Raw genomic sequence first — 18,051 nt, forward strand, 5'->3', positions numbered from 1 at the left:
CCGAGCCGGAAGCGGAGCGGGTTATGCCAGTGCGTCGATGATCCGGGGGTGCAGGGCGCTTGCCGCTGTCACGACGCCTGCTGTCTGCCGAGCCACGCTGTTGAACGTCAGCGCCGATCCGTGGCGGTCGGTGACTTTCGCTCCGGCCTCGGTGGCGATGAGCGCGCCGGCGGCAATGTCCCATTCCCAGGCCGGGCGGAGCGTCAGCATCGCGTCAAACCGCCCTTCGCCGACCAGTGCCAGGCGGTAGGCCAGCGAGGGGCGGAAGTGGCGCTCGAAGGTGGGGACGCCGCGTTTCCAGAACCTGTCCTGCATGGTGACGCGGGGGGTGAGAACCGTGGCGCGGTCAAGGTCATCCGAAGTGCTGGCCCTGAGCGGGGTTCCGTTGAGCGTGGCACCCGAATCCACGGCGGCGCAGTAGAGCTTGTCGCGGACCGGGAGGTAGACGCAGGCGGCCGTGACGCGCCCGTTCTCGGCCACGGCCAGCGAGTGCGCCCAGGTCGGTTCGCCCGCCACGAAGGCGCGGGTGCCGTCGATGGGGTCGACGATGAAGACGCGGGAGGCGGCCAGGCGCGCCGGATCGTCTTCGGTCTCCTCGCTGACCCAACCATAGTCTGGGCGGGCGCGCAGGAGTTCGGTTTTCAGGTAGGTGTCGACGGCGAGATCGGCCTCGGAGACCGGATCGTCGCCGCCCTTGTCCCAGACCTGCGGGTCTTCGCGCCAATAGCGGCGCGCGATCCGGCCCGCTTCGATCGCGGCTTCGGTCAGGAGGTCGAGGTCAGTCGCCGGCAACGGTGAGCCCTTCGACGAGAAGAGAGGGAACAACGCGGGAGGTCCAGTGGCGAGCGTCGTTGGCCGGGCGGATCGAAACCAGCATCTCGAGCAGGTTGCCGGCGATGGTCAGTTCGTTGACCGGATAGGCGATCTCGCCGTTTTCGATCCAGAATCCGGAGGCGCCGCGGGAGTAGTCGCCCGTGGTCGCGTTGATCGAAGAGCCGATCAGCGATGTGACCAGAAGGCCAGTGCCCATGTCGCGGATCAGGTCGCCGCGGGACTGGTCGCCTTCTGTCAGCGCGATGTTCGACACTGTGGGCGAGGGCGGCGCGGAGGTGCCGCGCGCTGCGTTGGCGGTGCTGTCCATGCCCAGCTTGCGGGCGGTGGCAAGGTCGAGTGTCCAGCCGGTGAGCACGCCGTTTTCGACGATCTGGCGGGCGCGGGTGGGCAGGCCCTCGGCGTCGAAGGGTTTTGAGCCACCTACGCGGACACGGCGCGGGTCTTCGGTGATCGACAGGCCTGCGGGCAAGATCTGTTCTCCCAGTTTGTCCTTGAGCCAGGAACTGCCGCGCGCGACGGCGCTGCCGTTCGAGGCCTGCAGCAGGTGGCCGATCAGGCCTGATGCGACGCGTTCGTCATAGAGCACCGGGTAGGCGCCGGTTTTCGGCTTGCGCGGCTTTGCGCGTGCCAGCGTACGTTCGGCGGCGATGCGCCCCACCTCTTCGGGTGAGGGCAGGTCGCCGCGGTAGATGCGGCTCTCGCCGAAATAGTCGCGTTCCATCCCCGTGCCTTCACCGGTGATCGCGACCGTCGAGAGCCAATGAGACGACCGGGCATACCCGCCCGCGAAACCGTTGGTAGCGGCAAGGTGGACGGCGGTATTCGAGAAACCGGCAGAGGCGGATTCAACCTGGCTGATCCCGTGATGGCTAAGAGCCGAAGCCTCGGCGGCAAGCGCCGCTTCCTGAAGCATCGCCGGATCCGGTTCGGGCGCGGTTTCGACGAGGTCCAGCCAGTCGGCGGACACGTCGGTTGCCAGTTGGGACGGGTCGGCGAGGCCGATGAAGGGATCTTCCGGCGCAAGCCGCGCCATGGCAACGGCGCGCTCGGCCATTTCCGAGATGGTTCGTTCTGACGTGTCGGAGGCGGAGACGCAGGCCTGCCGTTTTCCGATCAGGACCCGAAGCCCGATGTCGACGCCTTCGGACCGTTCGGCATGTTCAAGGGCTCCGGCCCGAACCTCGATCGACAGGGACGCGCCCGAGGTGGCGATTGCATCAGCGCTTTCGGCGCCAGCCTTGCCGGCTGCGTCGAGAAGGGCGGCTGTTAGAGAGGACAGATCGTGCATGGCGCTCCTGCGGGTTTGTTTCGGAGGTAGTCCCGCGGGTCGGGAACTGCAAGTCGGCAAGGCAGCGTCAGGCGTTGTTCAACATGTCGAAACGGCGGCGTTCCAGCGTCGCACGCTCAGGCTGTCCCGCCGCGTCGCAGAGCTCGGGGGAGAAGAGCCGGGCACCTGCCAGCTCTTGGTAGGCCGCGTCGATCCGGGCCAGTGCCTCGGCGGGCGGGATGTCGGGGTGGACGGCGATTCGGCCGTGGACGACCTTGTGTTCTTCGGTCTCGTGCCGTTCGTGCTGGACGCTTTCGTCGCGCCAGCAATTGGCACAGAGGTGATAGACGCTGGAGGTGTGCGAATACACGCAGAGGCCCGCATCCAGCCGGTCGTTCACGGCACTGACCGCGTCGCCGTCGCCCTGCGTGGCGGAGAAGTGGTAGAAGTGGAAGTTGCCGCGCCGGATGGTGGCGAGGTGGGGGAAAAGAGCGATCTTGTTCTCGCCATAGAGGTGGTAGGTGATCGCCGCCGTCAAAGAGGATGGTATCGCCGTAGTCGGTGCCGATCTCGGGCGCGTACATCACGCTGCGCACGATGCCGTGGCAGGGGCTGAGACGCTGGACCCAGATGTTTTCCTGAAGGCCGGGATCGTCGTTTTCGGGGCCGCGTTCGGCGAGCGGATATTGGGCGACGCGGACCTTGCAGGCTGGATAGCCGCCCTCGGGCAGGCCGCTGTTCGCCAACTCTAGTTTGTTGCCCATGGCGCGCCAGACCTCGATGGCGGTCTGGCCGTCGCCCGCGCCCGTGGCGCAGATGCCAAGGTTCCAGCGGGCGGCTTCGGAGCCGCCGGACGGATGGAGTTCGATGGCGCGGCGGTTGGCGGCAATGCCCACAGCGAAACGGGCGCGGGTCTTGCACCAGAGACCGTAGCCGTAATGTGCGTCGCTGCTGTCCGGAGCGAGTTCGATGAGCCGCCTGTAGGCGCGTTCGGCCACCTGATCGTGCTGGCGGGCCATCAGGCGTGCGGTCTGGGCCAGTGCTTCGGCGACCGGTTTCTCTCTGTCGGTGTTCCGGTTCTTCAACTGTAGCTCGGTCAGGCGCGCGATCATCCGGGCAAAGACCGGGGCTTCGGGTGGCGGCGCGTTCAGGTCGTCGATGTCGCGCGCTTCCTCCATGAGGCCCCCCATGTAGGCGATCAGCGCGCCGTCGCTTTCATGGGCGTCGAAGATCCGGCCGTAGAGACGCGCGGTCTCGTCATGGGGCAGGACCCCCTCGCCAAGGATAAAGAGAAGGTCCGAGGCGGCCTTTCGGTCGCTCGCCTGTTTCCCGATCAGGCCCCGCAGAACAGCGAGGACGGCCTCGGGGCCGTCCTCTTGCGCTTTTCGGGCTTTCTTCAGCAGCCTTTCTGCGCCGAACATCGCGGCGAGGGCCTTACTTGATGCGCTGGCCGTTCGCCAGGATCGAACCGTCCTCGTTGACCTCGATGGTCGAGACCAGCGTGTCGGGGCCTTCGCCGGGCCGGGCGAAGAGGCCCAGCATCATGCGCGCGCCCATCGCCTGGTCTTCTGGGACCAGCCCCATGCCCACCAGCGTGTCCAGCAGCGTGTTGCCACCCTTCAGCATCAGGTTGGCGGTGCCGGACGGGACGGGCATGCCCATCGCGTTGTTGAATGCGAAGTCACCATCGCCGGTCAGTTCGGCGCCCGCGAGCTTGAGCTGGATCGAGTTGATATCAAGCGACTCGATGGTGCCCGGAGGGGCGGCGTTCATGTTCTCCGCATACTCCGGCGATGTGAAATCCTCGGTCAGGATCACCGAACCTCCAAGGTCTACGACCAACGTGGCCGGGTCGCGGGGCAGCTGTCCCGCCGGGTCGAACATGCTCCAGAGGATGTTGTCGATCTGGAGCCCTTCCAGCGTCATGACGATACCGAAGTCCTGCTCGGCATCCGGGTTCGGAACCATCGGCATGATGATGCGGCCTTCGGATTTCGCCATGGCGAAGGTAAGTGGCATCGGGAACGGGATGGCGGAGCCGCCGACGGTCATGGCGATACCGTTGGTGATGCCGCCGTAGTTCAGACCGTCCATGCCGAAATTGACGTCGATGGTGCCGCCTTCGGCAGCGGCGGCAAACTCCATGCTGCCCTCCGGGCCATCGGCTGCGAACTCGAACGTGGAAGGCCCGTAGGTTCCCGTACCGGACTGCGAGAGACCGGCCTGCGCCATTGCAGCGGCGGACATATTCATCTCGATGTCGGCAAAGGTGCCGCGGACGGCCTGGGTCAGGTCGGACATCGACAGGCGGAAGTTTCCGCTGCCCTCGGCCGGATCGTCAAAGGACATGTTCATGGCGATGGACGCGACCGTCGATTCGGATTCGTAGGCGCGAATGTCGCCGGATTTCAGCGACATGAAGCCTGTGATGCCGGAGGCGACCATGTCGATGGTGAGCGGCATGTCGGCGGGCACTTCGTCGCCTTCAATAGTGAAATCGCCCAAAGACATGGTGGGATAATCGAAGTCGTAGCGCAGGTTCGCCGGATCGCCGGAGGCGATCAGCATCGCCCCAGGCTGGCTGAGCGTGAAACCGACCTTACCCTTTTTGCCGTTGGGGTCGGTTATGTCCATGTCGAAGGGCATGGTGTCGGGCATGGTGATGCGGACCGTGCCGTCGCCCTGCTCGGTGAAGGAAATATCCCCGATATTCAGAGCCATGGTTCCGCCTTCGACATTGAAGGTCGTGGACAGATCGTTGATCGTCAGAGTGCCACCCGACTGGTTCTGACTACCTGTGGAAACCGTTGCGCCATAGCTGTCGAGCAGGTCCTGCCAGTCGGTCCAGACGTCCTGTGCGGTCACATCGGCGAGGGCCGGGGCTGCAATCAGCGCCATCGCGGACGTCGTGGTGAGAACTCTTTTAAAGGTCATGTCATTTATCCGGTGCAATTGTGGGTGGTCGCCGCCACATTCGATATGACCTCGCGGAGGGTCAAGGCCGGGCTGTTCCTTTGGCGACGGACGCATTAAGCGTGACCGTGATAGCACGCAGTAAGGCAAAATGGGGGCAGAAATGACTGTAGATGGCAAAACCGTGATGATCACCGGCGCCAGCAGGGGGATCGGCGAGGCTGCCGCCCGTGAATTTGCCAAGGCGGGAGCGCGCGTGATCCTTACGGCGCGCGGAACGGACGCAATCGAAAGGATCGCCGCCGAGATCGGGGAGGCCGCCATCGCGGTTCCCTGCGATGTCAGCCGATACTCGGATGTCGAGGCCGCCGTCGCCGCCGCGCGCGACGCATTTGGCCCGGTCGACATCCTGATCAACAACGCCGGGGTGGTGGAGCCGATTGCGCATCTGGCGGGCTCCGATCCCGAGGCGTGGGGGCAGGTGATCGATATCAACCTCAAGGGCGTCTACTACGGGATGCGGGCCGTGCTGCCCGAGATGATCGCCCGCGGCGGCGGTACGATCCTGACGGTGTCGTCGGGCGCGGCGCATAATCCGGTCGAGGCCTGGTCGCATTACTGCGCCTCGAAGGCAGGCGCGGCGATGCTGACGCGCATGGTGGACAAGGAGAACCGCGAGGACGGAATCCGCGCCATCGGGCTGTCGCCGGGTACGGTGGCGACGGAAATGCAGCGCGAGATCAAGGCCAGCGGGATCAATCCGATCAGCAAGCTGGAGTGGTCGGATCACATTCCGCCCGAATGGCCGGCGAAGACCCTGCTGTGGATGTGTACGGGCGACGCGGACGCGTTCGTGGGCGAGGAAATCTCGCTTCGCGAAGAAGCGATCCGCCGCAGAGTGGGGCTGATCGCATGATCGATGTCGAAGACGAAGGGGCGCTGCGGATCATCACGCTGGACCGGCCCGACAAGGCCAATGCTCTGACCCGCGAGATGCTGGCCGCGCTGGCCGATACGGTGGAACGCGCGGCGGCGGATCCCGCTGTGAAGGTGGTTGTTCTGACCGGGCGTGGAAAGGTCTTTTCCGCGGGCGCGGACCTCGACGAGGCGCGCGCGGGTCTGGCCACGGACGGGGTTTGGGAGCGGCTGTCGGGAGCGATTGCCGATTCGCCGATCCTGACCATCGCGGCGCTGAACGGCACTGCGGCGGGCGGGGCGCTGGGCATGGTGCTGGCCTGCGACCTGAGGATCGCGGTGCCTGGCGCAAAGATATTCTACCCGGTCATGAAACTGGGCTTCTTGCCTCAACCCTCCGATCCCGGTCGTCTTGCCGCGCTGGTCGGTCCGGCCCGGGCCAAGCTGATCCTGATGGGGGGCGCGAGGATCGAGGCGCCCGAGGCGCTGGCCATTGGGCTAGTCGATCGGCTGGCGGAGGACCCGGTGGCCGAGGCGCGCGCGCTCGCCGCCGATGCCATGGGAGCGGACCGTTCACATGTGGAGGCGATCAAGGAGATGCTGAGCTGACGGGAGGCGCCGTCAGCGCTGGCGACGTTTTCCGGGCGTTTTCGAGTGAAACGCGGGGGGGCGTTTTGCAATCCACAGTATGAATTTCGCAAGCCTTGGGTGGGTGCGCAGAGCTTCGATCGTGTGGTATTCGCGGGCAAGCTCGGTCTCGGTCAGCGTCGCGTGGATCTCGTTGTGGCAGATCTGGTGCAAGAGCACCGTCGGCCCGCCTTTGCCTCCGCGAAGTTTCGGGACAAGATGGTGCAGGCTTTGCCGGGCCTCGGGCGGGATGGGCCGGTCGCAGAGAGGGCAGACGGGATCGCTCATGGAGATGAGTCTGGCGTGAAAACCGTGACTGACAAGTGCGATGCCCTTGTGATCGGGGCTGGACCCGCCGGACTGGCGGCCGCCGAGAGGCTGGGCGCGCGGGGCCTGCGGGTTCTGGTGGCCGAAGCCATGCCGTCGGTTGGGCGCAAGTTCCTGATGGCCGGCAAGTCAGGGCTGAACATTACCAAGGCCGAAGCGATGGAGCCGTTCCTCGCCCGGTTCTCGGACGGCTCGCAGGCCTTGAAGGACGCCATTCGCGGATTCGGGCCCGAGGAGGTGCAGCATTGGGCCGAGAGCCTGGGTCAGCCCGTGTTCACCGGTTCGACGGGCCGCGTCTTTCCTGAGGCGATGAAGGCCTCGCCCCTGCTTCGGGCATGGCTGAGGCGATTGGCAGAGGCGGATGTGAAGATCGAAACACGGATGCGCTGGACCGGCCGGGATGGTGCCGACTGGCTGTTCGATACACCCGGCGGAGAGCGGCGCGTTCGCGCCCGTGCGACGGTTCTGGCGATGGGCGGCGCAAGCTGGCGGAGGCTTGGATCGGACGGGGCCTGGGCCGAGGTGCTGGGCGTTCCCGTCGCTCCGTTCAAGCCATCGAATGTCGGGCTTCGCATTGGCTGGTCGGAGCACATGGCGGTGCATATCGGTGCCCCGGTCAAGGCTGTGCGCCTGATGGCGGGCAATATCGAGAGCCGGGGCGAATGGGTGATTTCGGCGGGCGGCATGGAAGGCGGCGGGGTCTACGAGGTGTCGATGGCGGTTCGCGACGGCGCGCCGCTGTTCATCGACCTGATGCCTGATCTCGACCTGCTTGACGTCGAGACGAGGCTGGAGAAACCGCGCGGCAAGGCAAGCATCTCGAACCATTTGAGAAAGGCCCTGGGAATGTCGGAGGTGCAGAGGGCCTTGCTGATGGAATGGGGGCGGCCCTTGCCGGAGGGGCCAGCCTTGGCGCGGCGCATCAAGGCGCTGCGGGTTCCCGTGGCCGGGACCATGCCGCTGGACCAGGCGATCTCGACGGGCGGTGGCGTTTCGTGGGATGCATTGGAAGGCTTCATGCTGAAGGCGCTGCCGGGTACGTTCGTGGCGGGCGAGATGCTGGACTGGGAGGCGCCGACAGGAGGATATCTTCTGACAGGATGCCTTGCCACCGGGCGCGCGGCGGGCGACGCTGCCGTGGATTGGCTGGACGTGGGCTCGCATTGACCGGGGTCAAGGCCTTCCTTGCATGGTCGTGGCATGCACGTTGGGCGATTTTCGAAAAAAGGGGATTGTCATGGATGATGTGGAGAAACTGCTGAAGGGCACGGTCGAGCAACTCGACAAGCTCTTGAACGCGCGGAATGTGCTGGGTGATCCGATCGAGCGCGGTAATGCGACCGTCTATCCGATCGTGAGTTTCGGTTTCGGCTTCGGCGCCGGCGGCGGAACGGGTGGCAAGTCGGGCAATACCGGCGGCACGGGCGCCGGGGGCGGGATCAAGCCGATCGGCGCGATCATCATCGACGAGGACGGCGCGCGGGTGGAAGGCATCCATGGCGCAACCTCCGAGATCATCGGGGTGGTGAGCAAGGCGGCGTCGAAGGCGATCGACAAGGCCGCTGAAGTGTCCGGGCGCAAGGGGCCACCTCCGTCCGAGACCGCCTGACGGCCCATGCTGGTTGTCTGGGCGATCCTGGGGGTCGTCGGGCTTCTGTTCCTGCTCATCGTCATCGTCGTGGCGACACCGATGCACCTGCGGTTGGTGGCGGAAGCCGGAGACCGGTTTGACGTCGAAGCCGAGGTTCGCGTGCTTTGGGGGCTCGCGCCGCGTTTGTCGCTGAAGGCGGAGCGCCACGGGCACCGGGTGGCCAAGGTTCTTCGCAAACCCCGAAAGCGGAAGCCGGTGCGCCGGCATGAACAGCAGGAAGAGCTTGACGTTGGCGACAGGATCACCGCCGCCGAGGTTTCGCGGCTGCTGACGGCCTTGCCCGAGGCGGTTCTGATCGCCTTGCGGCGAATCCATCTCGACCGTCTCAGCCTGCGGGCCGTGTTCGGGTTCGACGATCCCGCGGATACCGGGCAGGTCTTTGGCCAGTTGACGCCCTGGATCTACGGGGTGCCGCGGGAAAGGTGCGATGTTCAGGTCAGGCCGGATTTCGACGGAAAACGTTTCGAGGGGAGTGCGGAGGTCGCGGTTCACCTGACGCTGCTGGCGGTGGCTTGGCCACTGTTGCGGCTGGTGCTTCTGATCCGGGGGGGCGGGGAATGAGTCTGAGGCTGGATGCCGTTCAGACCCATGGCGGCTGGCGCTTCGCGGTGCTTTGCGAGGCGGTTGTCCGGGCACGGCATCTTGGCGGCGGCATCTTCGGCACCGGCACCAAGCGGCCCGTGGCGGTCGTGTTCCACGACGGAGAGACGCTGACGGCAATGGATTTCCGGGGTCGGGCGCTGGACGTGGAGACGCTGGAGCGGAATTGCCCCGGCCTGAGCGCGGCCTTCGCAGAGGATCAGGGATCGGGAGACCAGTCGATCAAGGGGCCGGCTGGTACGATGCCCAAAGGGTTTCGCAGTTCGGACGGCGAGAAATAACCCTGCTTGTAGACCCAGAAGCGCACGGTTTCGGCGACGCCCGGCATGGCGTAGATGCGCCGGGCGTAGCGCCAGAGCGCCGGGTAATCCATGATCCGGCGGATGTTGCACTTGAACGCATAGTGATAGGCCACGTCGAAGCGGGCGAGCGTGGGGAAGAGGCGCAGGTCGGCCTCGGTAAAGCTGTCGCCCGCGAGCCAGTCATGGCCGCTCAGGCGGTCTTCGATGGCGTCGAGCGTGGCGAAGACCTGGGCCACGGCCTCGTCATAGGCCTCTTGTTTCCGCGCGAACCCTGCGCGGTAGACGCCGTTGTTGACGGTTGCGTAGATGCGGTCGTTCCAGGCGTCGATTTCGGCACGATGTGCTGAGGGATAGAGATCGGGGCCGCGACCGAAGAGGCCGAACATGCGGATGATGTCGGCGGATTCGTTCGAGACAATCTGTTCGGTCCTGCGGTCCCAGAGAACGGGAACGGTCAGCCGGCCGGTGTAACCGGGCCGCTGGCGGGCATAGACCTGGTGGACGGCTGTCACGCCCAGTTCGGCATCGGCGTATTCGCCTTCGGTGTCATAGACCCAGCCCTGATCGGTGCGGCGGGGGCGCGCGTAGGAGACGGAGATCGCGTCGTCGAGGCCGAGGATCGTGCGGGCCAGCAGGGCACGGTGCGCCCAGGGGCAATTCCATGCGACATAGAGGTGATAGCGTCCGGGGTCGGGAGTATAGGGACCGTCGGGCGTGATCCAGTCGCGGATCTTCGCCTCGGCGCGTTTGAAATGGCCGCCCTCGGTCGTGTCGGGTCCGGGGTCGTCCGCGTGGTAGGTGCCGTCGATCATCACGCCCATGGCAGGTCTCCGATTCATCGTGAGACAAGATAGCCTGCAGAGTATTAATTGCGACGCACAGGAGATGTGCTGAACTGTCGATCGATGCCGCCGGCGAATTTCCCGCCAGAACGGGGAAACGGGATGAACTGCAAGCGTCTATATACCGACGAGGACTTCGAGAGCGTGATCGTTCAGTTTCCCTGAGCGATTACCGCGCCTGGGCTCTTTCCCATGCCGGCCGCCCCGATATGCGGCCCAGGTAGGTTCTCAGACCGTCCGACGGTTCGAACTTGGCGTTGATCGCCCAGTTGATCGTGTGGGCGGCAATGATGTCGGCGATGGTGAAGGAGTCTCCGGCGAAGAATTCGGAATCGCCAAGCAGGATTTCGAATTTCCGCCCTGCGTCGGCGAAATCGTCGCGGAGCCAAGGCTTGATCTCGGGGTGACGGCGTTCTTCCGGCAGGACGAACGTGTGCCGCGCGGCCATCCAGAGCGGTGCTTCCATCTCGGAAAGGACAAAGTTGATGCGGGCATCCATCATGGCGCGTGCGGGCGTGCCTGCGGGATAGGTGAAGCGTCCGGCCTTGTCGGCGAGATAGTGCAGGATCGCCAGGGAATCCGGGACGATGATGTCTCCGTCGGTCAGCACCGGGATTTGCCCGAGTGGGTTCAGCTTGGTGACGGCCTCGGAACGGGGCATCTCCGGCAGGTGTTCGTAGTCGAGGCCGAGTTCCTCGGCCAGCCAGAGCGCGCGAAAGGTGCGCGAGCGTGTTGCGCCGATTATCTTCAGGGTCATCTTCTTGCCAATCCTGCAATCTTGAGAAGTGTGCGTTCCATCACCGCCATGTCCGGCACGTTCGCTGCCGAGCGCAGCGTCAGGTCGGTATCCAGCAGAAGACCGAGCGCGCGTTCGAGCTTGTACATGCCCCAGTGCGAGGCCTGCCGCTGGATCCGGTCGCGCCGGGGACCGAATACCGGCGGACGCAGCTTGCCGATGCCGGAGCCGGGACCGCCGGGGTCGGAGGCCACGGTGTGAAGTGTCCTGAAGTGCCGGTTGGCGCCGATGCAGAGCGCCACGGCGCCGACACCCTGCGCTTCCAGCCGCCGCAGGACCGGACCGATTTCCTGGGGCTTGCCCTCGGCGGCGATGTTGAGGACGTCGTCGATCCCGGCCTCGATCGAGGCGGGCGCCGAGAGGGCGATCTCGTCGGGCGTGAGCGGCGTGTCGTCGCCCAGCTTGTAGAGCGCGATCTTTTCCAGTGTCTGGCGGAAGTCGCCCGGATCGATCTGGCGCGACAGTGCCGTCAGAGCGCCCATCGCGTCGGAGGGGATGTTGCGCAGGCCTGCAGCGGACAATGCGGCTTCGATCTCCTCGCGGGAGGGCGGGTCGTCGTAGATGCCGGTGGCATAGGCGTTGGGATGATCTTCGAACAGCTTGCGAAGCCTGGATTTGGCGGCCAGCTGACCGGCGGTGACGATCACCTGGGCATCGCCGTCCTTCCAGTCGGAGAGGGCGGCAGCGATGGTGTCGGCCAGCCCGTCGCCAGCGTCTTCGACGAAGGCTACGCGCGGGCCCGGGAAGAAGCCCTGCGCCTTGATGGCGTCCGACAGAAGCGCGGGGTCTTTCCGGAGATCGGCGGCGGGGATGCGGGCAAGACGCATTTCCTCTTCGCCTTCCGGACCGATCAGGGCCTTGATCACCTCCTGCCGCCGAAGCGCGACGCGCATCGCGTCCGAACCGTAGATCAGCAGGCCCGTCTTCACGGGATCGGGCTTGCGGAAATAGGCGGGCGCGTCGCGGGTGGAGAGCTTCATAGAGCGTCGGCCCGAAGCACGATGTCCTGCAAGACCCGGTCCGCCAGAATCACCATCAGGCGCCGCCGCGCGTCTCGCCGTGCCGAGATCGTCGCAACGGTTGTGGATGTGGCGGAGTAGCCGGTGAAGCCGCGTTCGCTGCCCGTGAGCAATTCTGTCCCGTCGATCAGGCGCGTCAGGCGCCAGTCCACCCGGCCCGAGACGTTGTAGCGGCTGATCGTGCCATCGGGCAGGAAGCCCACCGCTTCTTCCGAAACGTAGATATCCGCCGTCATGCCCAGATCTGCGCCGGCGGGTTGGCCGAGCCTTTGTTCAAGGCGTTCGACAAGGGCGTAGCCTTCCTCGTCGGCCGGGGCGGCAAGATCGATTCGCCCGCGCAGCCCTTCGGCCCGCCCGCCCGGCGCATAGACCGGTTCGAACCCGCACGCCGAGAGGGCGGTGAGGCTGAGAAGCAGGGTTCTGCGGCTATACGACGACATTGACGATGCGGCCCGGCACGACGATCAGCTTCTTGGGCTGACCACCGGCCAGCGCCTTGACCACAGCATCGTCGGCCAGCACCAGCTTTTCAACCGCGTCCTTCGCCAGGTCCTTGGCCACGGTGATCTCGGATCGCCGCTTGCCGTTGATCTGGATCGGGAGCGTCACTGTATCCTCGACCAGCATCGCCTCGTCGGCCTTGGGCCAGGATGCGTCCGCGATCAGCCCTTCGGCCCCCTGCATCGCCCAGACTTCTTCGGCCAGGTGCGGGGTCATCGGCGACATCAACTGCGCAAGCGTCAGGATCGCCTGGCGGCGCGCGGCATGCGAAGCCTTTGATTTTGCAAGCGTGTTGGTGAAGGCATAGAGCTTGGCGATGGCCGCGTTGAAGCCGAAACTGTCGATGCCCATCGTCACGTCGTGGATCGCCCGGTGCATTTCCTTCAAGAGCGCCTCGTCGTCCGAACCGGTGTCGCCGCCTTCGGCGATTTCGGCCGAAATGCGATGGACGCGGGCGAGGTGCTTGAAGGCGGCCTCGGCGCCGGCGGAGGTCCACTCGACGTCACGCTCCGGCGGAGAATCGCTCAGCACGAACCAGCGCGCGGTGTCGGCGCCGTAGCGGTCGATGATGGCGACGGGGTCGACGACGTTGTTCTTGGACTTCGACATCTTGGCCGAGGGGATGATCTGAACCTCGGTCCCGTCCTTCAGGAAGCCCTTGCCGTCGCGCAGTTCGACATCCTCGGGGTAGTGATAGACCGGGCGGCCCTTTTCGTCGGTGGTCTGGTAGATCGCGTGGGTGACCATGCCCTGGGTGAAGAGCGCGTCGAACGGCTCCTTGGCGCTTTCGGGCAGGTGGCCGCAGATGTGCATCGCGCGGGCGAAGAAGCGCGAATACAGGAGGTGCAGGATCGCGTGTTCGATCCCGCCGATATACTGGTCGACGTTCATCCAGTAGGCGACGTCGTCGGCATCGGTGGGCGTCTGGGCCTGCGGGCAGGTGAAGCGCGCATAGTACCAGGACGAATCGACGAAGGTGTCCATCGTATCGGTTTCGCGGCGGGCCGGCTTGCCGCAGGACGGGCAGGGCACATCGCGCCAGGTGGGATGGCGATCCAGCGGGTTGCCGGGCTGATCGAAAGAGACGTCGTCGGGCAGGCGAACCGGCAGGTTCTCCTTCCGCTCGGGTACCACGCCACAGGTGTCGCAATGGACGACCGGGATCGGGCAGCCCCAGTAACGCTGGCGGGACAGGCCCCAGTCGCGCAGGCGGAACTTGGTGACGCCTGTGCCCCATCCGCCCTTTTCGGCGAAGTCGATGGTGGCGTCGATGGCCTCTTGCCCCGTGGCCACGTCGAGATCGGCGAAATGATCGATCCATTTCACCTTTTCCGTCTTCGGAGGAACGAAGGCTTCGGTCTGGACCGGGGCGGGGTTGTCGAGCGCCTGGAACGTGTCGATGACCGGCAGGCCGTATTTCCGGCAGAAGTCGAGGTCGCGTTGATCATGCGCAGGGCAGCCGAAGATGGCGCCCGTGCCGTAATCCATCAGGATGAAATTTGCGATCCAGACGGGCAGTTCCCAAGACGGGTCAAGGGGATGCCGCACGGTCAGGCCGGTGTCGAATCCCAGTTTCTCGGCTTTCTCCAGCGCCTCCTCCGTGGTGCCGCCCTTCTGGCAGGCAGCGCGGAAGGCGGCGACGTCCGGGTTTGTCTCGGCGAGTTGTTTCGCCAGCGGATGATCCGGCGAGATGCCCACGAAAGACGCGCCCATCAGCGTGTCGGGTCGCGTGGTGTAAACCTCGATCTCACCGCCATCCGTGCGTTCGAACGAGAATTGCAGGCCACGCGACTTGCCGATCCAGTTCTGCTGCATCAGCTTCACTTTCGCCGGCCAGTCGTCCAGACCGTCGATCGCGTCCAGGAGTTCCTCGGCGAAGTCGCTGATCTTGAAGAACCACTGGGTCAGCTCGCGCCGTTCCACCTCGGCGCCCGACCGCCAGCCCTTGCCGTCGATCACCTGTTCGTTCGCCAGAACGGTCATGTCGACCGGGTCCCAGTTCACCACCGCGTTCCGGCGATAGACCAGGCCCTTTTCCATGAAGTCGATGAACATGGACTGCTGCTGGCCGTAGTACTCGGGATCGCAGGTCGCGAACATGCGCGACCAGTCCAGCGAGAAGCCGAGCGGCTTCATCTGGTTCACCATCGTATCGATGTTGTCGTACGTCCAAGTCTTGGGATGGCCTCCGCTGGCCATCGCGGCGTTCTCGGCCGGCATTCCGAAGGCGTCGAATCCCATCGGGTGCAGAACATTGTGCCCGGTTGCCCGCTTGTAACGCGCAACCACGTCGCCCATCGTGTAGTTCCGCACGTGCCCGATATGGATGCGGCCCGACGGATAGGGGAACATCTCCAGCACATAATACTTGGGCCGCGTCTCGTCCCGCGTCGCACGAAAAGTCAGCGCCTTGTCCCAGGCGGCCTGCCACTTCGGTTCGATTTCTTTCGTGTCGTAACGGGACATGTGTCGGGTCCTCTGGATGCGAAAAGGCCGGGCGTGGGCCCGGCCTGCGTCTTAGTCGGGCTTGGGCCGGAGATCTAGAGTCCGAGGTCGCGGATGCGCAGCTGGCGCGCACGGGTCAGGATCGCATCCTCCACCGCGCGAACGGTTTCGGCGGACGCGGGGCCGGACCGGGTGGCCAGCGCCACGTTCAGAGAGCGGGCTTCAAGGGCCGGGTCACGAACATATATCGTGGCGCGATACGCGCGCCCGCCACCCGGCGGCGTGCCGTACCCGGTCACGATCACGCCCGAGAACGGATCGGCGGACTGGATCGGCAAAAAGTTCAGGACGTCGAGCGAGGCGTTCCAGATGTACTTGTTCACCTCGAGAGTGGTGTTCGGATCGTCGACATTGGTGAAAAGGTCGAACATGGTCGATTCCCTTTTCTCGCCCAACGTATCCGATTCGAGGCTTTCTCGGAGCGCTTCGTCGGATGCCGCGGCGGATCTCTCACCGTCTGTCCGAACCAGGTTTCCGATCCGGCTACAAGACGCCAATGTGAGCCCAAGCGCCAAGATGATGACGGCGCGTGTCACTGTTCCCCTGGCGGATGCCCCCATGTGCCTGTCCTTCCTTGGCTTTTGCGCATGAGTATCCGACGCGCCTGAGTGTCTCAAGGGTTTTCCGGCCTGGACGGCGCGGCGCTGCCGGAACACACTGTGGCAAAGCTGCACCATCCGTTATGGAGTCTCCCGCCGTGACGGGGGGGCGACTTGCAATCCAGAGGTGTTGGAGTGAAACACATGTCAATCAGTTCGGTGCGACCGATCTGAGACGCACCTTTTACACACGAGGGAAAAACGATGAAAAAGGTTCTTCTGGCTTCGACCGCTCTGGTCCTGTCGGCTGGCGTCGCTGCCGCTGACGTTTCTGTAGGCGGCGACGGCCGCATGGGTATTGTCAGCCTTAATGGCGCTGACGTTAGCTTCACCAGCCGTATCCGCATCAGCTTCTCCGCTTCGGGCGAAACCGACGGCGGCCTGGCATTCGGCGGCTCGATCCGCGCTGACAACGCAAGCACCGTTGACGGTGGCGGCGACGTTGGCACCGCTGGTTCCGTCTTCGTCGAAGGCGCTTTCGGCAAGCTCTCCATGGGCGACGTTTCCGGTGCTCCGGAAGCCGCTGTTGGCGACCTTTCGGGCGTTGGCCTGACCGGTCTGGGCGACTTCAACGAAATGGTCTACCTGTCCAACAGCGACCGTCCGGCGGCTCGCTGGGACTATTCGATGGGCGACCTTGGTCTGCACGTGTCGGCTGACAACCCCGGCCCGGCTGGCGATCAGGCTTACGGCGTTGCCGTGACCTACGCCATGGGCGACATCTCCATGGGCCTCGGCTACGAATCCGTGGGTTCGTCTGACCACATCATCGGTGGCGTTTCGGCCGGCTTCGGCGACGCGACCGTCAAGGTCATCTACGGCACCGCCGATCTGGCTGGCGTCGACTTCGACCAGTATGGCGCTTCGCTCGACTACGTCTTCGGCGCTGCGACCGTGACCGCTTTCTACACGAAAGCTGAGCTCGGTGGCGTGTCCGGCGACGCTTACGGCATCGGTGCTGCCTATGACCTGGGCGGCGGTGCATCGCTCAAGGGCGGTATCGTCGACGGCGACGCTCTGACCGACGCTTCGTACGACTTCGGTATCTCGATGTCCTTCTAATCCCAACGGGATTGGTTGAACGGGAAGAGCGGGCCTTGCGCCCGCTCTTTTCTTTTTTGTCGGACGGGTTAGAACCCCGTCCATGAGCCTCTCTGACATCAAGACCCGCATCGAAGCCGCCGCCGCCCGCCACGGGCGCGATCCGGCTGACATCACCCTGATCGCCGTCTCGAAGGTCCAGCCGCTGGACCGCGTCGAAGCTGCGCTGGAAGCGGGGCACCGCATCTTTGGCGAGAACCGGGTGCAGGAGGCGCAGGGCAAGTGGCCCGGTTTCCGGGAACGATTCGACGGGATCGAACTGCACCTGATCGGCCCGCTGCAAACCAACAAGGCCCGCGCGGCGATGGACCTGTTCGACGTCATTCACACGGTCGACCGGGTGAAGCTGGCTCACACCATCGCACGGATCGCGGAAGAGACCGGGCACTGCCCCGATATCTTCGTGCAGGTGAATACCGGCGACGAGAGCCAGAAGGCGGGATGTTCCATCGACGAGGCGGATGCTCTGGTGGCCGAGTGCCGGGCGCTGGGCCTGCCCCTTAAGGGGCTGATGTGCATCCCCCCGGTAGACGAGGCGCCGAGCCTCCATTTCGCGCTTCTGGCGAAGATCGCAGGGCGCAATGGGCTGACGGGCCTGTCGATGGGGATGAGTGGCGATTTCGAGGAGGCCATCGCCCAGGGCGCGACCCATGTGCGGGTGGGTTCGGCCATTTTCGGCGCGCGCGACTACGGCTGAGGCCGGACGATCAGCCGGGTGTCATAGCCGATCCGCGTTGCGATCCAGGCCAGGTGGTCCGCGCGAAGCGCTACGCATCCCTCGGTCGGCGCTCCGGGGCGCCGCCAGCGATGCATGAAAATCGCCGAGCCGCGTCCGCGTTCCGCATAGGGCCAGTTCCAGTCGGTCAGAATCACGAGGTCGTACAGGGGATCGGCGCGTCTCAGCCGTTCGTGCGAGGCCGAAAAGGGCGCGCGGACCATCAGGTTATAGTCCTCGTGCGCGGGATCGTCGCACCAGAGATCTCCGAGGCGGATCGGCACCGCCCAGTCCGTCGGGCGCGCCATCCGGTCCGGACGGTAGAGCATGCCGACGATCCGGTGAATGCCGGCGGGCGTGGCGCCATCGCCCTCGCGCTTGGCATCGCTGACGCCGCCGCGCCCGATCGTGCAGGGGAACCGGCGGCCGTGGAACAGGAGTCCACCGGGGTTCAGGACCATGTCATTTCTTCCTGGCGCAAATACGGCGGGGGTCCGGGGGCAGAGCCCCCGGCCGGTCGGCGGCGCAGCCGCCGAT

At 65.2% G+C, this 18,051-nt stretch carries 23 protein-coding genes; 11 read left to right on the top strand and 12 right to left on the bottom strand.

The annotated features are described in order from the left end of the window. Positions 1 to 21 precede the first annotated feature (21 nt). The 3 genes from ACKLNI_RS18895 to ACKLNI_RS18905 form a co-directional block, all read right to left on the bottom strand. Positions 22 to 792 (bottom strand): 3'(2'),5'-bisphosphate nucleotidase CysQ, encoded by a 771-nt coding sequence (locus tag ACKLNI_RS18895; RefSeq protein ID WP_413720652.1) that lies wholly within the window; start codon positions 790 to 792, stop codon positions 22 to 24. Next, complete coding sequence (locus ACKLNI_RS18900) at positions 779 to 2,122, bottom strand: TldD/PmbA family protein (protein WP_413720653.1); 1,344 nt, start codon at positions 2,120 to 2,122, stop codon at positions 779 to 781. Before ACKLNI_RS18900 ends, ACKLNI_RS18895 begins: the two co-directional genes overlap by 14 nt. Positions 2,123 to 2,189: 67 nt before the next feature. After that, positions 2,190 to 2,639, bottom strand: coding sequence for a hypothetical protein (locus tag ACKLNI_RS18905; protein WP_413720654.1), 450 nt, complete (start codon positions 2,637 to 2,639; stop codon positions 2,190 to 2,192). Here ACKLNI_RS18905 and ACKLNI_RS18910 point away from each other — a divergent pair. The 3 genes from ACKLNI_RS18910 (at position 2,623) to ACKLNI_RS18920 (ending at position 3,543) form a co-directional block, all read left to right on the top strand. After that, entirely contained in the window at positions 2,623 to 2,853 is a 231-nt protein-coding gene (locus tag ACKLNI_RS18910) for a hypothetical protein (RefSeq protein WP_413720655.1), read from the top strand. The two genes, ACKLNI_RS18905 and ACKLNI_RS18910, sit on opposite strands and share 17 nt — an antisense overlap. Positions 2,854 to 2,958: 105 nt before the next feature. Next, positions 2,959 to 3,192, top strand: coding sequence for a hypothetical protein (locus ACKLNI_RS18915; protein WP_413720656.1), 234 nt, complete (start codon positions 2,959 to 2,961; stop codon positions 3,190 to 3,192). Positions 3,193 to 3,318: 126 nt separating this feature from the next. Next, positions 3,319 to 3,543 carry a hypothetical protein gene (locus ACKLNI_RS18920; RefSeq protein ID WP_413720657.1) on the top strand — a complete coding sequence of 75 codons (225 nt, stop codon included), beginning with the start codon at positions 3,319 to 3,321 and terminating at the stop codon, positions 3,541 to 3,543. Here ACKLNI_RS18920 and ACKLNI_RS18925 read toward each other — a convergent pair. Next, on the bottom strand, positions 3,536 to 5,035 hold the full coding sequence (locus ACKLNI_RS18925; RefSeq protein ID WP_413720658.1) for a DUF2125 domain-containing protein: 1,500 nt from the start codon (positions 5,033 to 5,035) through the stop codon (positions 3,536 to 3,538). The genes ACKLNI_RS18920 and ACKLNI_RS18925 overlap by 8 nt on opposite strands. Before the next feature lie 142 nt (positions 5,036 to 5,177). Between ACKLNI_RS18925 and ACKLNI_RS18930 the strand changes: the two genes are divergently transcribed. Both ACKLNI_RS18930 and ACKLNI_RS18935 read left to right on the top strand, forming a co-directional pair. After that, positions 5,178 to 5,930, top strand: coding sequence for an SDR family oxidoreductase (locus ACKLNI_RS18930; RefSeq protein ID WP_413720659.1), 753 nt, complete (start codon positions 5,178 to 5,180; stop codon positions 5,928 to 5,930). Then, positions 5,927 to 6,538 (top strand): enoyl-CoA hydratase/isomerase family protein, encoded by a 612-nt coding sequence (locus ACKLNI_RS18935; RefSeq protein WP_413720660.1) that lies wholly within the window; start codon positions 5,927 to 5,929, stop codon positions 6,536 to 6,538. The genes ACKLNI_RS18930 and ACKLNI_RS18935 overlap by 4 nt, the downstream gene beginning before the upstream one ends. 12 nt (positions 6,539 to 6,550) lie before the next feature. Here ACKLNI_RS18935 and ACKLNI_RS18940 read toward each other — a convergent pair whose 3' ends face one another. After that, positions 6,551 to 6,844 carry an HNH endonuclease family protein gene (locus ACKLNI_RS18940; RefSeq protein WP_413720661.1) on the bottom strand — a complete coding sequence of 98 codons (294 nt, stop codon included), beginning with the start codon at positions 6,842 to 6,844 and terminating at the stop codon, positions 6,551 to 6,553. 24 nt (positions 6,845 to 6,868) lie between these two features. On the opposite strand from ACKLNI_RS18940, the gene ACKLNI_RS18945 reads away from it, so the two are divergent. From ACKLNI_RS18945 to ACKLNI_RS18960, 4 genes are all read left to right on the top strand, one after another. After that, positions 6,869 to 8,050, top strand: coding sequence for a TIGR03862 family flavoprotein (locus ACKLNI_RS18945; RefSeq protein WP_413720804.1), 1,182 nt, complete (start codon positions 6,869 to 6,871; stop codon positions 8,048 to 8,050). A gap of 70 nt (positions 8,051 to 8,120) precedes the next feature. After that, on the top strand, positions 8,121 to 8,492 hold the full coding sequence (locus ACKLNI_RS18950; RefSeq protein ID WP_413720662.1) for a spore germination protein GerW family protein: 372 nt from the start codon (positions 8,121 to 8,123) through the stop codon (positions 8,490 to 8,492). A 6-nt stretch (positions 8,493 to 8,498) separates the two neighbouring features. Further along, positions 8,499 to 9,095: a DUF2953 domain-containing protein gene (locus ACKLNI_RS18955; RefSeq protein ID WP_413720663.1), complete on the top strand. Its 597-nt coding sequence runs from the start codon at positions 8,499 to 8,501 to the stop codon at positions 9,093 to 9,095. Further along, positions 9,092 to 9,415, top strand: coding sequence for a hypothetical protein (locus tag ACKLNI_RS18960; RefSeq protein WP_413720664.1), 324 nt, complete (start codon positions 9,092 to 9,094; stop codon positions 9,413 to 9,415). Before ACKLNI_RS18955 ends, ACKLNI_RS18960 begins: the two co-directional genes overlap by 4 nt. Here the strand turns inward: ACKLNI_RS18960 and ACKLNI_RS18965 are convergent. The 6 genes from ACKLNI_RS18965 to ACKLNI_RS18990 all read right to left on the bottom strand — a co-directional run bounded on the left by ACKLNI_RS18965 (position 9,334) and on the right by ACKLNI_RS18990 (position 15,659). After that, positions 9,334 to 10,275, bottom strand: coding sequence for a glutathione S-transferase family protein (locus tag ACKLNI_RS18965; RefSeq protein WP_413720665.1), 942 nt, complete (start codon positions 10,273 to 10,275; stop codon positions 9,334 to 9,336). The genes ACKLNI_RS18960 and ACKLNI_RS18965 overlap by 82 nt on opposite strands. Positions 10,276 to 10,447: 172 nt before the next feature. Further along, positions 10,448 to 11,035 carry a glutathione S-transferase family protein gene (locus ACKLNI_RS18970; RefSeq protein ID WP_413720666.1) on the bottom strand — a complete coding sequence of 196 codons (588 nt, stop codon included), beginning with the start codon at positions 11,033 to 11,035 and terminating at the stop codon, positions 10,448 to 10,450. Beyond that, on the bottom strand, positions 11,032 to 12,054 hold the full coding sequence (holA, locus tag ACKLNI_RS18975; protein ID WP_413720667.1) for a DNA polymerase III subunit delta: 1,023 nt from the start codon (positions 12,052 to 12,054) through the stop codon (positions 11,032 to 11,034). The genes ACKLNI_RS18970 and holA overlap by 4 nt, the downstream gene beginning before the upstream one ends. Further along, on the bottom strand, positions 12,051 to 12,533 hold the full coding sequence (gene lptE / locus ACKLNI_RS18980; protein WP_413720668.1) for an LPS assembly lipoprotein LptE: 483 nt from the start codon (positions 12,531 to 12,533) through the stop codon (positions 12,051 to 12,053). Before lptE ends, holA begins: the two co-directional genes overlap by 4 nt. Beyond that, positions 12,520 to 15,060 (bottom strand): leucine--tRNA ligase, encoded by a 2,541-nt coding sequence (gene leuS, locus ACKLNI_RS18985; protein WP_413720669.1) that lies wholly within the window; start codon positions 15,058 to 15,060, stop codon positions 12,520 to 12,522. The genes lptE and leuS overlap by 14 nt, the downstream gene beginning before the upstream one ends. Positions 15,061 to 15,134: 74 nt before the next feature. Beyond that, a complete protein-coding gene (locus tag ACKLNI_RS18990) occupies positions 15,135 to 15,659 on the bottom strand; it encodes a DUF3576 domain-containing protein (protein ID WP_413720670.1) in 525 nt (174 codons plus the stop codon). A 243-nt stretch (positions 15,660 to 15,902) separates the two neighbouring features. On the opposite strand from ACKLNI_RS18990, the gene ACKLNI_RS18995 reads away from it, so the two are divergent. Both ACKLNI_RS18995 and ACKLNI_RS19000 read left to right on the top strand, forming a co-directional pair. Continuing rightward, a complete protein-coding gene (locus ACKLNI_RS18995; protein ID WP_413720671.1) occupies positions 15,903 to 16,760 on the top strand; it encodes a porin in 858 nt (285 codons plus the stop codon). An 82-nt stretch (positions 16,761 to 16,842) separates the two neighbouring features. Then, on the top strand, positions 16,843 to 17,496 hold the full coding sequence (locus tag ACKLNI_RS19000; protein WP_413720672.1) for a YggS family pyridoxal phosphate-dependent enzyme: 654 nt from the start codon (positions 16,843 to 16,845) through the stop codon (positions 17,494 to 17,496). Here ACKLNI_RS19000 and ACKLNI_RS19005 read toward each other — a convergent pair. Then, positions 17,487 to 17,975, bottom strand: a complete 489-nt coding sequence (locus ACKLNI_RS19005; RefSeq protein ID WP_413720673.1) for a L,D-transpeptidase family protein — start codon at positions 17,973 to 17,975, stop codon at positions 17,487 to 17,489. The genes ACKLNI_RS19000 and ACKLNI_RS19005 overlap by 10 nt on opposite strands. Between the last annotated feature and the right edge of the window lie 76 nt (positions 17,976 to 18,051).

Source organism: Silicimonas lutimaris (assembly GCF_047314965.1).
Classification (GTDB): domain Bacteria; phylum Pseudomonadota; class Alphaproteobacteria; order Rhodobacterales; family Rhodobacteraceae; genus JAVJUV01.